At 64.2% G+C, this 13,132-nt stretch carries 10 protein-coding genes; 5 read left to right on the forward strand and 5 right to left on the reverse strand.

The window, feature by feature from the left end; translation table 11 throughout:
* Window positions 1–50 precede the first annotated feature (50 nt).
* From H163_RS0105555 to H163_RS0105565, 3 genes are all read right to left on the reverse strand, one after another.
* Window positions 51–1,382: a cobyrinic acid a,c-diamide synthase CobB gene (locus H163_RS0105555; RefSeq protein WP_026355493.1), complete on the reverse strand. Its 1,332-nt coding sequence runs from the start codon at window positions 1,380–1,382 to the stop codon at window positions 51–53.
* A complete protein-coding gene (gene cobA, locus H163_RS0105560; protein ID WP_019963567.1) occupies window positions 1,379–2,251 on the reverse strand; it encodes a uroporphyrinogen-III C-methyltransferase in 873 nt (290 codons plus the stop codon). Before cobA ends, H163_RS0105555 begins: the two co-directional genes overlap by 4 nt.
* A gap of 129 nt (window positions 2,252–2,380) precedes the next feature.
* Window positions 2,381–3,088, reverse strand: coding sequence for a WecB/TagA/CpsF family glycosyltransferase (locus H163_RS0105565; protein ID WP_019963568.1), 708 nt, complete (start codon window positions 3,086–3,088; stop codon window positions 2,381–2,383).
* Between the two features lie 432 nt (window positions 3,089–3,520).
* Between H163_RS0105565 and H163_RS0105570 the strand changes: the two genes are divergently transcribed.
* Complete coding sequence (locus H163_RS0105570; RefSeq protein ID WP_019963569.1) at window positions 3,521–5,533, forward strand: GumC family protein; 2,013 nt, start codon at window positions 3,521–3,523, stop codon at window positions 5,531–5,533.
* Complete coding sequence (locus tag H163_RS0105575) at window positions 5,511–6,884, forward strand: hypothetical protein (RefSeq protein ID WP_019963570.1); 1,374 nt, start codon at window positions 5,511–5,513, stop codon at window positions 6,882–6,884. Before H163_RS0105570 ends, H163_RS0105575 begins: the two co-directional genes overlap by 23 nt.
* 14 nt (window positions 6,885–6,898) lie before the next feature.
* On the opposite strand, the gene H163_RS0105580 is transcribed toward H163_RS0105575, so the two are convergent.
* Together H163_RS0105580 and H163_RS0105585 are read right to left on the reverse strand one after the other, a co-directional pair.
* Complete coding sequence (locus tag H163_RS0105580; protein ID WP_019963571.1) at window positions 6,899–8,056, reverse strand: glycosyltransferase family 4 protein; 1,158 nt, start codon at window positions 8,054–8,056, stop codon at window positions 6,899–6,901.
* Entirely contained in the window at window positions 8,053–9,138 is a 1,086-nt protein-coding gene (locus H163_RS0105585; protein WP_115336385.1) for a polysaccharide deacetylase family protein, read from the reverse strand. Before H163_RS0105585 ends, H163_RS0105580 begins: the two co-directional genes overlap by 4 nt.
* Window positions 9,139–9,368: 230 nt before the next feature.
* Here H163_RS0105585 and H163_RS0105590 point away from each other — a divergent pair, with 230 nt between their 5' ends.
* Genes H163_RS0105590 through H163_RS0105600 form a run of 3 tightly spaced genes read left to right on the forward strand, consistent with a single transcriptional unit; the run spans window position 9,369 to window position 13,128 of the window.
* Window positions 9,369–10,601: a glycosyltransferase gene (locus H163_RS0105590; RefSeq protein ID WP_019963573.1), complete on the forward strand. Its 1,233-nt coding sequence runs from the start codon at window positions 9,369–9,371 to the stop codon at window positions 10,599–10,601.
* Window positions 10,598–11,974, forward strand: a complete 1,377-nt coding sequence (locus H163_RS0105595; RefSeq protein WP_019963574.1) for a lipopolysaccharide biosynthesis protein — start codon at window positions 10,598–10,600, stop codon at window positions 11,972–11,974. The genes H163_RS0105590 and H163_RS0105595 overlap by 4 nt, the downstream gene beginning before the upstream one ends.
* On the forward strand, window positions 11,974–13,128 hold the full coding sequence (locus H163_RS0105600) for a glycoside hydrolase family 5 protein (protein ID WP_019963575.1): 1,155 nt from the start codon (window positions 11,974–11,976) through the stop codon (window positions 13,126–13,128). Before H163_RS0105595 ends, H163_RS0105600 begins: the two co-directional genes overlap by 1 nt.
* Window positions 13,129–13,132: the final 4 nt, after the last annotated feature.

Here is a 13,132-nt window from a genome sequence, read left to right on the forward strand (position 1 = left end):
GCCAGAACCGGTGGCCTTTTGCATGTCCAGGGGAGATCAGACGCGGGGGATCAGACGCGGGCGATCAGATGGGCGTAGGAGCCCGAAACCGTTCCGCACCGCAGCCCCATTGCAGGCAGATCATCCCCCAGCGCATCACGGGCGGCAAACAACCGCTCCGCCTCGCCCTCATGGATGATGCTGGCATAGTGGAACTCGTGCCCGGCCAGCGCCGCACCTTTTTCCACTCCCGCAAAGGGCAGGCCGCCCAGCGCGGTCAGCCGCCGGTAGCCCAGATGCAGCTTGCGCGCGGCAAAGCTGGTGACGAGCGGCAGCAAACCCAGCATGGCATGCCTCTCGCCGCCAGCATCGATCAGCCCCTCGCCCAGCACCATGTAGCCGCCGCACTCGCCGTAAACCGCAGCGCCGCGTTCCACCGCCTGCTGCATCCCGGCCTTGAAGCCGGAGGCTGCCGCAAGCCGGCCTGCATGAAGCTCCGGATAGCCGCCCGGCAGATAGACCGCATCTGCCCCTGCGTCCGGCGCCTCGTCCGCAAGGGGCGAGAAGGGCAGGATTTCAGCCCCCGCCGCCTGCCAGCCCCGCAGAAGGTGCGGATAGGCAAAGGCAAAGGCAACGTCACTGGCAACGGCAATGCGCTGCCCCGGAGGCGGCAGCAGGATGGGCCAGCCGGACGGCACGCCCTCAGCTGCCGCAAGCGGACGGGCGAGCGCGGCCAGCGCTGCAAGATCAACGGAGCGGGAAGCCGCATCCGCTGCTCCTTCAAGAAACTGCGTCAGATCCTCACGCTCGGAGGCCTGCACCAGCCCCAGATGCCGTTCGGCCAGAACCAGCGCCCCGCTGCGCGGCACCTCGCCCAGCACCGGCAGGCCAAGCGGGGCAAGCGCCGCCCTGAGCATGGCGCCATGCCGGGCAGAGCCCACCTTGTTAAGGATGACGCCCGCCACCTCCACATCGGCGCGGTGATCGCGGAAGCCGCGCACGACGGCAGCAACCGACTGCGCCTGACGGCCGCAATCGATCACCAGCACCACGGGCACACCCAGCGCAGCCGCCACATCGGCCGCACTGCTGGAGCCATCGGAAGCACCATCGAAAAGGCCCATCGCCGCCTCGATCAGCAGCAGACCGGCCCCCTGCCCGGCCTGCGCTGCAAGCTGGCGCAGCACGGGCGGCGGCATGGAGAAGGGGTCAAGATTGACGGAAACCGCGCCTGCGGCTGCCTCATGGAACTTCGGATCGATGTAATCCGGCCCGCATTTGGCCCCGCGCGCGGCAAGGCCGTTGCGCCGCAGGGCGGCGAGCAGGGCAAGGGTCAGCACCGTCTTGCCAGAGCCGGAGGACGGCGCGGCCAGCATGAGTGCAGGCGGAAGAGACTGGCTCATGCGCCTGATCCTGCAGCCTGCTGCGGATCCCCGGACAGCCCCAGCGGATCGGACACCAGAACCCGCCCCGCCATGGCGCCAATCCAGTCGAGCCCGTCACGCAGGCGCACCACCTCGCCGACACAGACGATGGCGGGCGGCTCAAGCCCCGCCGCTTCGGTATCCTGCGCGCAGCTGCCCAGTGCCGTCACCAGCACTTTCTGGTCCGGCTGCGACGCATTGCACACGATAGCCACAGGCTCATCCACAGGACGTCCACAGGTTATCAGCGCCTGCGAAATCTCCGGAAGATGCTTCATCGCCATATACATGATGATCACCGGCGAGCCTTCCGCGATGCCCTTCCAGTTGATCGCCTCCGGCGCAAGGCCAGACTGGTCGTGCCCGGTCAAGAAAGTGACTGCCTGATTGGTGTCGCGGTGCGTGGCCGGGATGCCCGCATAGGCCAGGCCGCCGATGCCGGCGGTGATGCCGGGAATGATGCGGAAGGGCACATGTGCGCCGGCAAGGCCCAGCGCCTCCTCCCCGCCCCGGCCAAAGACGAAGGGATCGCCGCCCTTCAGCCGCAGCACCCGCTGGCCCTCTTGCGCCAGCTCGATCAGCCGCAGGGTGATGTCGCGCTGCTTCGGGCTCGGCTTGCCGCCGCGCTTGCCTGCATATTCCAGCAAGGTGCCGGGCCGGGCGAAATCGAGGATGCTGGTATCGACCAGCGCGTCATAAACCACCGCATCCGCCTGCTGCAGCCCGTTGAGGGCGTGAAGCGTCAGGAGCCCCGGATCGCCGGGGCCGGCACCCGCCAGCCACACCCAGCCGGGCTCGAAGACCGGAAGGGCAAGGGGCAGCGCAAGAGATGTGGCAGAACGTGTCATGCCCCCGTTCTACCCGCCTTGCCGCCAGCGGCCAAGCCGGATGCACCGGCCTCCGCCGAATGTCTGATGCGGCGGCCACAGATGGCCGTGTGCCGGACCTTGCAGTCCGGGGTGAGACCGGAACGGGCGTTACAGCAGGGGCATGGCGCGGCCACCCGGCCGGGCACGGCGGGCCTCGGCGCGCAGGCGCAAGACGGCAGCAAGGAACCGGTAGATGCCGACCGTGTAGCGCTTGCCCAGGCGGCGCGGCTCCTGCATCAGGCGGAAAAGCCACTCGAGGCCAGCGGCCTGCAGGAAGCGCGGCGCCCGCACCACTTCCCCGGACAGGAAATCGAACAGCGCTCCAACGCCGATGCAGAGCGTCGGATTCAGTTTGTCCCGGTTCTCGACAATGAAACGTTCCTGAGCGGGATTGCCCATGCCGACGAGCAACAGATCCACATTGGCTGCATTGATCCGCGCAATGATGGAATCCTTGTCCTCGCGGGCAAAGTAGCCGTCATGGAATCCTGCGACCTGATGCTGCGGGTAATGCGCACCAATAAACTCTGCCGCACCTGCGACCGAACCCGGCCTTGCCCCCAGCAGATAGATCCGCAAGGGCAGCCCAATGTTCTCCAGAATCGCAGGCACAAGGTCAGTGCCATTCAGATTTGCCGGAAACGCCTTGCCCGTGATGGCACGCGCGGCAATATCTACGCCGATCCCATCGTTGAACAGTGTCATGCGGGACAGTGTTTCCGCATATTCCGGATGATCAAGCGCCAGGAGGACCGTATGCGCGTTGCAGATGGCGACATCCATCTTGATCCGCAACAACTGGGATGTGCGCAGCATATCGATGGCCTGCGCACGCGATAACCTGTTGATACCGAGCGGACCAATTTGCGCGACCCCGGCCCCTAAAGGCATTCCCAAGGTCAATTCAGGCATCAACATCCTCAGCGCCCCACTTCAACACTCTTTTGACTGAGGGAAATTGGTCAAAACAGATCAACAACGCCTTAATTTCCAAGAGAAAGGCACTCTATAGATTATACATCCTCAACGCCATACCAAGAATTCTTACATTGTTGTCATGATTTCATTTACCATGGCAAATGCCGTCCTTTTGCAAACGCTAGGGCAGTCTGAAGCTGGCATAGCACCCCATTTTCCAATTGTTAATCATATCTCTTCATCTTTCCTAACACTACGGCGCGGGCATGCCCGCCGCCCCGGTCAGCTCCAGAGGTTTGCCGCCCATCGCCTCGCCAACGGTTTTCAGTCATGGTTGAAGTTTCTGACATTCCGGCAATTCTCGCGCGCCGCCTGCGGTGGATCATTGTTGTTCCCGCGCTGCTGACCGGCTTGGCTGTGCTTTTCGCGCTGACGCGTGCCCCCGCCTACACGGCGTCGGCTGAACTTCTCGTGGAGCCGCCGAGCCTGCAGATCCTTGGGCGGGAATTCTCCGGCCGGGAAGGTGCATCGCCTCTCGAAGGCTTCGATGTGGACAGCCAGGCCTTCGTGCTGATGTCCACCCCGGTTCTGGACCGGGTAGTGACTTCGCTTGAGCTGGAGAATGATCCGGCCTTCTCCGGCAAGGGATTGCGGCAGACCTTGCTGCCTTTCCTGTTTTCCGCGCCCGATCCGGCCGGACGGCGGATGGCGGTGATCGAGGCGCTGCGCAAGCGGCTGCAGGTGCAGCGGATCGAAAAGACCTTCATCTTCCAGATCGCCGCGACACATCCCAACCGGGACCGGGCCGCCGATATAGCCAATGCCACAGCTGCGGCCTATCTGGCGGAAGCCGCCAAAGCCCGCTCGGAAGGCTTCCAGCGCACCAGCCAGTCGCTGAAGACGCAGGCCGACCAGCTGCAGGCGCAGGTGCAGCAGGCCGAGGCTGCGGTGGAGAAATACCGCGCCGACAATGGCCTGATCTCCACCACACAGGGTGGCCTTGTGGTGAACCAGCAGCTGCAGGACCTCAACACCCAGCTGACACAGGCGCGAGTGGACCTGGAAAAGGCCAAGAACACCTTCGAGCTGATCCGCCGCCTGAGCCCGTCCGATATCGAGGCCGGAGCGATCCCGGTAGACGTGGCCAACACGGTACTGAGTTCGCTTCGGGTGCAATATGCGAACCTGGCCGAGCAGGAGGCCCGCGCTTCCACCACGCTTGGCGCCAATCATCCGCAGATGCGTGAGATTGCAGCGCAGATGCAGAACACCCGCCGCCAGATCTCGGATGAGCTCTCCCGCGTCCAGCGCAACATCCGCAGCGACTTCGAGCGGGCACAGGCCAATCTTGCCGGTCTGGAAAGCCGGATCGACCAGCTGAAGTCCGCCAATTCCACGCAGAGCCAGGCGCAGATCGAGTTGCGGCAGCTGGAGGCTGAGGCCGACACGCGCCGGGGCGTCTATCAGCTCTTCATGAAGCGTGCGCAGGAACTGGCCGAACAGCAGAATGTGACCGCCACCAATTCCCGCATCCTTTCCGCTGCACAGCCGCCGCTTTCGGCGAACGGACCGTCTTCCGTGCTCATCATCGCTGCGGCTGCCATTTTCGGCCTGGCAACGGCCGCAGGTGGCGCCGTTGCGGCCGAGATCGTCAGCGGGCGGCTCAACTCCGAGCGGGACCTCGTGGACTGGACCGGCGCTCCCGTCCTCACAAACCTGCCGGTTCTGGCAGCCGCCCCCGCACGCAAGCTTCTGGGCCGTAAAGGTGGCAGCACGCCACCCGCCTTGCGCAACGAGGCGCAAATGGGCATGACCCGTGTTGCCTATGCCCTGCGCTATGCCCTGTCGGAAGAGCTTCCCGCCAATATTCTCATTCTTCGCACCTCTGACATGCTGGACACCCGGCCTGTTGCCCGGGGCATCGCCGAGGCGCTGCATGAGATGAACGAGGATGTGCTGCTGGCTCAGGCCCTGCCGCAGTCAGAACAGGGCACGCCGGAAGACCGGCCCATACCGCGCAAGGGCGAGCTGGCCAGGACAACCGGTGAGGCGCCGGAGCGCAATGCCGCCCTGTCGCGCTATCTCAGCGTCGAACGGGTCAATGAACGGCGCAAATACGCCGGCCCCGCCTCGCTGATGGACGAAGGCCAGGATTTCCTGCTGATCGACTGCGGCCCGTCCGAAAGCAATCCGATCCTGCCGGTGCTGCTGAAGAACTGCGATGCCATCGTGCTGGTGAGCCAGCTGGGCGCCACGCGGATGGCGGATCTCGACCGGGTGCTGGCCTATATCCAGCCCTGGCAGGACCGGGTGATCGGCAATGTCGTCCTTGAAGCAGCCTGACGGAACGGCCCACGGCCGTTTCCGCCTGCCCCCGGCCGGCGCAAGGGTGCAGCCCGCATGTCCGCAGGAGCGCAGTCCCGCCTGGCTGATGGCGGTTTATGCGATCATCTTTGGCACGCTGATCTTCAACCTCGGCCTTGCCTTCGTCAACACGAGGGTGATGGGCATCTCGCAGAACCATGTAGTGCTGAGCGAGCTGCTGCTGACCGCCTGCGCCCTGCTGCTGGCCATGACGCGCCGGGCGAACCTCTATGTGGTCATCGGCATCTATCTGGCCTACATGCTGATGATCATGGCCCTGCGCGGGGTCATTGACCCCAAATCGGTGCGCGATGCGCTGGTGCCGGTGATCTTCTATTTTCTGGGCCGCCAGATCCATGACATCCGGCAGGTAGACCGGCTGGTGCTCTGGTCGGCGCTGCTCGTCATAGCCACCGGCCTGATCGAGTACCTGTTCCTCGACCTGTTTCTCCAGAACATCAATATCTTCGACTATTACGTCGCCCGAGGCACGATCACGGCAGACAGCAATTTCCTCGGCGAGGACAGCCCCCTGTTCCACAGCGGCGTGCGGCTGGGCGGGCGCAATTTCTTTGCCTTTCTTGGTGCCCACCGTGTTTCGTCGGTGTTCCTGGAGCCGGTGTCGATGGGCAACTTCGGTGCGTTTCTCGTCATGTGGGCGGTGTTCCGGCAGGACATGCAGGGCCGCCTGCTGCTGTTCGCGCTGGCCTTTGCGGTGATCATTCTGGGCGACGCCCGCTTCGGCATGTTCGTGTCGCTGAGCTTCTTCCTCATTGCCCCGCTCAACCGCATCACCCCGCGCGCCGTGCTGGTGGCAGCGCCCATCCTGATCGTGCTGCTGCTCATCATTTATGCCGCTGCCAGCAACAGGCTCGGCTGGGACGACACGCTGACAGGCCGCTGGCTCTACTCTGGCCAGTTGCTGATGAAGCTGGACTGGAAGGGCATTCTCGGCATTTCCACCATGGAGACCTATCTGTCCGACAGCGGCTATGCCTTTGCCCTGTTCCAGACGGGGGCCATCGGCCTTCTGGGCCTTTGGGTGCTCTATGTCTACGCTCCGGCGGCATCGGATGCCGGCTGGCGCTTCAAGGTGCTGATGGTCGCCTACATCTGCCTGCTGATGATCGTGTCCTACTCGCTGTCGACCATCAAGACCGGCGGCCTGCTCTGGCTCTGCGCCGGGGCCGCCGATGCCTGGAACGGCAAGCACCCTGCCGGAGCCAGCCGCCTTGCTCTGCCCGCCCTGTTCCGCCGCAAGCGGCCTCAGCCCGCCGTCACCAGCCGCTGGAGGCTTCCACCCGGCTTCGAGAGAGGCCGCAAGGCCTGAGCGGCCTTACATCATCAAGCAAGTTTCAAGGCATCCGCATAGAGCCGTTCATAGGCGGCTGCCGTTCCGGCCCAGCCGTGCTGTGCCGCCGAGGCAATAGCGGCCTGACGCTGAGCCAAAGGATCGGCCATCAGCACCGCCCATACCTCTTCCACAGCCTGCGCCGCCTTGACCGGATCGCCAAAACCTGCGAGGCGGACCATCGGATGCTTGCGGGCAAGAGAGACAAAAGCCGTGTTGGGCTCCACCACCGGCAGGAGACCGGCACTCAGCCCCTCGATCATGGCAACGCCGAAGCCCTCGTAATTCGAGGCGCTGACGAACAGGCTGCAACGGCCCATCACCTCGCGGATACGGGTGTTGGACGGATTGCAGTGCAGCGACACTGCAGCTTCAAGCCCGCGCTCCGCGATCATGCCGCGCACATCCGCCTCGCTCCAGTCCGAGCCGCTGCCCGCGATGTGCAGATGCCACGCACCGTCTTTTGCAAGCAGCACCTTCATCATGTCGAGCAGCGCATCGAGCCGCTTGTTGTGAGAGAAGCGGCCGATGGTCATCAGCCCCTTCACCGGCACGGGCGAGGCTGCGCCGCCGAATTTTTCCAGATCTGCCGCATTCTCGATCAGCCGCACCCGCGAGGGCGCAATGCGGGAGAAGGTCGCCAGATCACTTTCGCTGCAGCAGGCAATGCCCCGGTAACGGCTGGCGGAAAGCCGCGTGACGGTGTTGAACCAGAGCGTCTTCAGCCGCTTGTGATCGGCAGTATGGAAGAAGCCGCCATGCGTGGTCGCCACCATCGGCGTGCGGCGGAAAGGCGATGTCCAGGCAAGGCTGTCGAAGAAGAAATCGACCGCATGCACGTGGATGAGATCGGCTCCCGCAATCTCAGCGAAAACGGACGGTGCCAGCGGATAGCGCGGCGAGCCCCGGAACGGAATGCGCCGCACCTCGAAGCCGTCGATCGTCTCCTGCGCAGGCAGCAGACGGTCCGGTTCGATGAACAGGCGGTTCAGCGTCACCACCTTCACCCGGCCAAAGCGCCCGGTCTGACGGCCTGCGAGATTGCGCACCACATCCTCCAGCCCGCCGATCATCGGGTAGAACTGGCGCACCACGTGCACGATGGTCTTGCCTGCGAAAGGCGGGACAGGCTCGGGAAGCTGTGCCGTCATGAAGAAGGTCCTGAGGTTGGGCGCGTATTGACGGCAGGCTCGCCCCAGCCACTGCGCAGGGCACGGAAGACACCATGAGCGCCGCTAAGCGCCTGCGGCACGGCATGAGCGGCGAACTCGCCATTCTGCCGTGGCCAGAGCCAGCGCGCTTGCGCATGTTGCGGGAAGAGGCAGCCCGGCTCGGTGGTTACCGCGCCACGGAAGCCAAGCCTGCGCAGGATCTCCGCCTCCCGGGTGCCGCTGATTGACGGCGCGCCATAGGGATAGGCGAACCAGCGGACCTCACGGCCGAGCAAGGCTTCGAGATAGGTCTTGTTGGCGGCGATGTCCGCCTCCGCTTCAGGCCCTGAAAGCAGCGCAAGCGCCCGGTGTGTGGTGGTATGGGCACCGATCTCGACAAGCGGGTGCCGGTCGATGGCCTTCACCTCTTCCGCTGTCATCGCCAGTCTGTCCACGAGACCCGGCATGTCCAGCCCATGGGCAGCAAAGACATCCGGCAGCAGGGCGGCTCTGGCAAAGTCAGCCCAGACCCAGGCGGTCATATGCTCCAGCGCCGCCGCCTTCTCAGCGCGGGTACGGCTCTCGATGATCTGGCCCATGGGCTCAATGGCGAGCCTGTCATGATGCAATGCCAGTTCGCGCAGGCCCAGCCACCAGGCATTGATGGACCGGTTGAGCATGTCCGTTGGCACGAAGATGGTGGCAGGCGCGCCGTGGCGCTCCATCACCGGCAGGGCCAGGTCCACGTTGGAGCGGTAGCCATCATCAAAGGTCAGCGCGGCGAAGGGGCGCGTATCGCCAGCCTCAAGCCGCCGCTGCGCCTCGTCCAGCGTAACAAACTCCCGGCCCTGGCGCTGAAGTCCGGTCAGGATGGCTTCGAAATCATCGATCCGGCAGCCCTGCCCCAGCGTCTGGGCACTGTCGCGGACGAACTCGTGGAACATCAGCACCGCGCCGCTGCCGCCATAGCGCCGCCCCACAACGGCATCCAGACCAAGGCCATGCAGAAGGCGCGCGGTTCCCGAAAGAACCGACGCCCTGATCCTTGCTTTCAGGGGAATGCCGGGCACGACTGGTGTCATGAGGGCCTGTTTCCGTTTCCGATCTGCCGCTGCCAGCTGCTGCCGTCATCTGAAGGCGACAATGGCATAGCTCTTTTAACAAGGGCTTGATCAAGCCCGCATTTACCGGAGCGTCAGATCCGGCCTTTACCGGTTGCGTATTCGTGTCTGCTATGTGGCCGGCCGACCTTACGTTTCCTCAAGACTCCTCAGCTATCAAGGACGAACCGCAACGACGACGAGCCCAGACTATGCGCATCCTGATGGCCTGTGCCGCCTTCCCCCCCAACCTGCCCGGAGGAGCCCAGACGTCCTCCTTCATGCTGGCGAAGATGCTGCAGTCGCAGGGAGCGGATCTGACCGTCGTCAATGTGGGCGACACGGATGCGGAGGAAGAGGTGTCCGGCATCCGGGTGCACCGGATTGCCAGCCCGAATGTCTATTGGGACTACATGAAGCGCAAGGCTGGCTGGAAAAAGCCGGTCTGGCATGCTCTGGAGAACGGCAACCCCTTCGCCTTTTCGGCCATGCGCCGGCAGATTGCGCGCACGCAGCCGGATCTGTTTCTGACCGTCAGTATCGAGAACATCAATGTGGCGAGCTGGGCAGCGGCGAAAATGGCAGGCCTGCCTGTGGTGCATACGGCCTTCAATTCCTTCCTCATCTGCTGGAACTCGGTGATGCAGAAGCGGTCGGAGAATTGCGCGCGCCAGTGTACCAGCTGCAAGCTGACCTCTCTGGGCAAGCGCGGCTTCACCCGCTTTGTCGACGGGGTGGTGGGCGAATCCCAGGACGTGCTGGACCGCCACCGGCTGGAGGGCTATTTCCCCAACGCCGAGATGCGCCGCATCCCCGCAGTCCTGCCCGGACTGCAGGCCTCTGCGCCGCGCCCCTTCCCGCAAGGACGGCCGCTGCGGGTTGGCTTTCTGGGGCTGCACAGCCACTTCAAGGGACTTGCCCATCTCGCCGGTGCCGCCCGCCTGCTGGCGGATGACCGCAGCATCGAGTTCCACATCGCCGGAGAAGGCGCCTCGCGGGACAACTACGCCGAAGAGGTCCGCGCCCGCTTTCCTCAGCACAATACGGTGTTTCACGGTTGGGTGAAGGCGGACGAGTTCCTTGCAGGCATCGACGTTCTGGCCTATCCGTCCATCGGGCGCGAGGCCTTCGGCCGGTCATCGATCGAAGCCTTTGCCCATGCCATTCCTGTCATTTCGACCAATATAGGCGGCGTGGCCGAAAACATCGTAGATGGGGTCAATGGGTTCCATGTTCCGCCGGCCGATGCGGCCGCCCTCAAGGAGGCAATCCTGAAAACTGCTGCTTGTGCAGACCGCTATGCCGCGCTGAGTGCAGGCGCGCTGGCTTCTGCCCGGACCTATCTGCCTGAGGTGATCGGACCGCAGTTCAGCGGCTTCCTGGACCATGTCCGCAGGCGCAAAATGGCGGCCCTTCCGGTGCTGACAGAGGCCGACGCAGAATGAATGCGCTTCGCCAGCTGCTGTCCCGCGTCAATGTGAAGGAATTTCTCTGGTCGCTGGTCAGCCGGCTGGCCTCGCCCGTGCTCAGCTTTTCCGTTCTGCTGATGGCCAGCCGCATGCTGACCATCGAGGAATACGGTCTCTACAACTTCCTCTTCTCTGTTGGTTCGTCGCTGGGCCTTGTTCTGGTGCTCGGCCAGAACGTGCTGCTGCTCAAGCATTACCGCAACGCCGGCAATCCGGAGGATGCGCCCGGCAACGCGGCCCTCTTGCGGATGAATGCGGTCTGGCTTGCCTGCGGCGCCCTGTTCCTGGCGGCCGCCACGGCCCTCATCTATCCGTTCCGGCAGGGTCTTGAGCTGCATTATCAGGCCCTGCATGTGGCCTTCGTGTTCGCTGCGGTTTTTTCCGTCAGCGAGTACATGCAGTATTATTTCCGGGTGAAGGGCAATGTCGGGCTGGCGCTGACGCCGCGCGAGAACATCTGGCGCATCCTGACGCTTCTCTGCTTCCCGTTCTTCACCTGGACCGGCTTCATGGATTCCGGTGCCAGGGCGATGGAGATCACCACGGTGCTTCTGGTGCTGGTGGTTGGCTATCAGGTGCTTCGCATGCTGGCTCTGGAAGGCCGGGGCTTCCTGCGGCAGACGCACATGGCAGGCGGCAGCAGCCAGAAGCGGGAATGGACGCAGGAAAGCCTGTTCTTCACCGCCAACAGCTTCTTCGTCTCGGCCTCGCTCTATCTGGAAACCATCCTCATCGGCATCTTCCTGAGCCTTGAGGCCGCCGCATTCTATTTCGTAGCCTTCCGCCTTGCCGCGCTGCTGATGCTGCCCGTCACCATCATCGACACCGTCGGCGTGCCCATGGTTTCTGCAAAGCTGCAGGAGCGGAACACCGCCGGAGCGCAGTATCTGATCTCCATCCTCTCCGCCGCCAGCTTCACCGGAACCCTGCTCGCCTATGTGTTCATGATGCTGATCGGCAAGTTTGCGCTCGGATTGTTCGAGCCGAGCTTTGCCGGGCATTTCAATGTTCTGGCAATCCTGTGCCTGCTGCCGGTGCTGCATGCCTTCTTCGGGCCCGGCACCAACCTCATGATGATCGGCGGCGGCGAGCGTTACTTTCTGGCCATGCGGTCGGTCGCCTTTGCCGTCTATATCGGCGCGCTTGTACTGGCCGCCCCGGTCTATGGCATGGCCGGGATTGCGGCCATCGGCACGCTGCACAGCGTTGCCGTGCTCTATCTCTGCCGCAACTGGTCGCTGAAGCACATGGGGGTGGACAATATGGCCAGCACCATCATCACCGTGCTGCGCAACTGGCGGCAGGGCAGCGTGGCAGGCGCGCCCCCTGGCCGCAAGGACGGGCAGTGATGGCAGGGCGCGCAGCGGCCGGGCCTGCGCCCGCAAGGCTCATTGCCGGACTTCTGTCCGCCCTCTTGTGCCTGCCTGCGGCCGCCCCCGCATCAGCCCAGACCCTCGCCTGCCTGCGCGGCGCCAATGTGGCCGGGGCAGAGTTTGGCGATACGGTCGGCAAGCTCGGCACCACCCATTTCTATCCGACGCAGAAGACCCTCACCTATCTGGCCGGCAAGGGCATGAACATCGTCCGCTTCCCCTTCAAATGGGAGCGGCTGCAGCCAGAGCTTTACGGGCCGCTTGATGACCGGGAACTGACGCCGCTGCTGGCAAGCGTTGCCATGGCCCGGCAGATGGGCTTCACCGTCATTCTCGACCCGCACACCAACGCCCGCTTTGCCGGCAAGCAGATCGGCTCGCCGGAGGTGCCAGCCGCCGCCTTCGTGGATTTCTGGCGCCGCATGTCCGCCTTTCATGCGGGCGACCCACAGGTGATGTTCGAGCTGCAGAACGAGCCGGACTATATGGATGCCGCCTTCTGGCTGCCCTCCGTCAATGCGGCCATCGCGGCGATCCGGGAAAACGGCGCGGACAACATGATCCTCGTGCCCGGCACCATCTGGACCAGTGCCTATCACTGGTTCGCGGAGCAGAACGGCGGCAGCAATGCTGAGGTGATGACCGGCGTCATTGATCCTCTGAACAATTTCGCCTTCGACATCCACCAGTATCCCGACCACGATTTTTCCGGCACCAACCGCACCTGCCCGGCAACGGACATGGCGATTGAATCCCTCAGCCGGGTGACGGACTGGCTGAAGGCCACCGGCAGCCGGGCGCTGCTGGGCGAATTCGGCGGCACCGCCAGCCCGGACTGTCTCGACGCCATCGGCCGCATGGCCGGTTTCGTCAATGACAACCCGGACACCTGGATCGGCTGGACCTACTGGGCCGCCGGTGACTGGTGGGGCGACTATCCGCTCTCCATCCAGCCCGATGACAATGGCATCGAGCGGCCGCAGATGCGGGTGGTGCAGCGCTATATCCTTGATCCCGTGACCGGGAAGATCCCGGCCTGCGCCTCCCTCGCCCCGGCAGGCGCGTGGCAGCTGCGCGGCCCGGACGGGAACCAGAAAGGGGCTGGTTCCGCCGATGCCCCCGCACGCTGAAACT

Origin of the sequence: Pannonibacter phragmitetus DSM 14782, from assembly GCF_000382365.1 — a bacterium.
Lineage (GTDB): Bacteria > Pseudomonadota > Alphaproteobacteria > Rhizobiales > Stappiaceae > Pannonibacter > Pannonibacter phragmitetus.